Raw genomic sequence first — 1,591 nt, 5'->3', positions numbered from 1 at the left:
CAGCAGCGTGCTCTTCCCGCACCCGCTGGCCCCCATGAGCGCGACGAACTCACCCGCGCCGACCGTCAACGACACCCCGTCGACGGCGACGACCTGCGCCTCGCCCTCCCCGTAGGTCTTGCGGACGCTGCGGACCTCAAGAGCCTGCGACGGCGTCGGATCCATGCCGGTCAGGAACAGCCACCGTTCATGCGCCACGAGATCATGTCGTCGTTGTACGCATCGCCGACGTATCGGACTTCGGTGCGCTGATGCATGTTGTAGCAGTCACCCCGCCCATCGCGGGCGTCGAACCATGCGCCGTTCTGGATGGTCGGGTTCTCCCACGACGACATCGGTTCCGGGGCTGAGGTGTTCGTGGTCGGCTGTCCCTTGGTCTTCCGGGCGATGAGGCCCTGGAAACTGCGGTTGATGTAGATGCATGCCTTGGTGGTACCGGGACAGAGAGTGTCGTTTCCGGAGTGGGCGGGTGTCGCTGCGAGCCCAAGCGAACTGGCGATCGCGACCGTTGCGAGCATCGATCCAAGACGCGTGGTGGTTCCCCCTTGTGAACTTCGCGGTGGCGAAGTAGTTGATTGACGTGACACACGCTTGGTCACTGTCTGTCACATTACTCTCGGCTGCCCGGTGGGCCGACGTTAACGCGTGAACGTCAGATGAATTCAGCCGTGCCAGGCGGCTGCGACGTCAAGCGCGGCCGGTGAGGACTCACGTGGTCAGGAAATCGCCGCCCTGGCCGCTGAACTCCCCGTGGTTGTCGGTGGGGAACTTGTAGTCGGTCGTGACCGGGACGGTGCTGTCGCCATCGGCGTCGGTGGTCTTCTGGTTCTCGCCGGTCGGGTCGTCGGCGGTCTGTGGGTGCTCCTCGCTCATGGGGCTCATCGTCGCAGGAACAGCAGGCTCGGCCCAGCAGGAGGGTGACGGCGCCGGCGATCCCCAGCCAGGTCGCGATGAAGCACGTCGTCGTGATGGACCGGCTGGCTTCTAGGTGTACCCGGCAGAGAGGTTGGTGACACTGGCCCCGGTGGGGAATGGGAGGAGCCTCCCCGGTTGGGTGGAGATGTCTGACGTCTTCACGAAACCGAAGGAGGCCCTCGTGGCCCGCGCTGATGCTCGTCTGAACGTCCACGGCCGGCGGTTCCTGATCGAGCGGGTCATCGACCAGGGCCGGCCGGTGGCGCACGTGGCCAAGGAGCTGGGGATCTCCCGGCAGTGCGCTCACCGGTGGGTGGCGCGGTACCGCTTGCAGGGGCCTGCTGGTCTGGTGGATCGGTCCTGCCGGCCGCGGTCGTGCCCGCGGCGTACCCCGGCGGTGGTGGAGGAGCGGGTGCTGGCGCTGCGCGCGGCCGAGCGTCGGGGGCCGGAGTGGATCGGCGCAGAGCTGGGGATCCCGGCCCGCACGGTCAGCGCGGTCCTGCGCCGGCACCGCGTGCCTTACCTGCGTGAGTGCGACCCGGTGACCGGGCAGGTGATCCGCTCGTCCAAGAGCACCGCGGTGCGCTACGAGCGCTCCCGTGCCGGGGTGCTGGTGCACGTGGACGTGAAGAAGATCGGGCGGATCCCTGACGGGGGCGGGTGGAGGGTCCACGGG

General features: G+C 67.7%; 4 protein-coding genes. 1 reads left to right on the top strand and 3 read right to left on the bottom strand.

Features of this window, described 5'->3' with window-relative positions; genetic code table 11:
• The 3 genes from DAA34_RS12005 to DAA34_RS12210 form a co-directional block, all read right to left on the bottom strand.
• Window positions 1-165, bottom strand: a 165-nt coding sequence (locus DAA34_RS12005) for an ATP-binding cassette domain-containing protein (protein WP_158707751.1), incomplete at its 3' end; no start/stop codon positions are given.
• Window positions 166-170: 5 nt separating this feature from the next.
• On the bottom strand, window positions 171-518 hold the full coding sequence (locus DAA34_RS12215; RefSeq protein WP_158707750.1) for a hypothetical protein: 348 nt from the start codon (window positions 516-518) through the stop codon (window positions 171-173).
• Window positions 519-708: 190 nt separating this feature from the next.
• Window positions 709-873 carry a hypothetical protein gene (locus tag DAA34_RS12210; protein ID WP_158707749.1) on the bottom strand — a complete coding sequence of 55 codons (165 nt, stop codon included), beginning with the start codon at window positions 871-873 and terminating at the stop codon, window positions 709-711.
• Between the two features lie 223 nt (window positions 874-1,096).
• On the opposite strand from DAA34_RS12210, the gene DAA34_RS12000 reads away from it, so the two are divergent.
• Window positions 1,097-1,591: helix-turn-helix domain-containing protein (locus tag DAA34_RS12000; protein ID WP_158707748.1), on the top strand; the 495-nt coding region annotated here is incomplete at its 3' end.

Source organism: Janibacter massiliensis, assembly GCF_900289115.1.
GTDB classification, from domain to species: domain Bacteria; phylum Actinomycetota; class Actinomycetes; order Actinomycetales; family Dermatophilaceae; genus Janibacter_A; species Janibacter_A massiliensis.
This window is presented reverse-complemented; position numbering and strand designations above follow the sequence as displayed.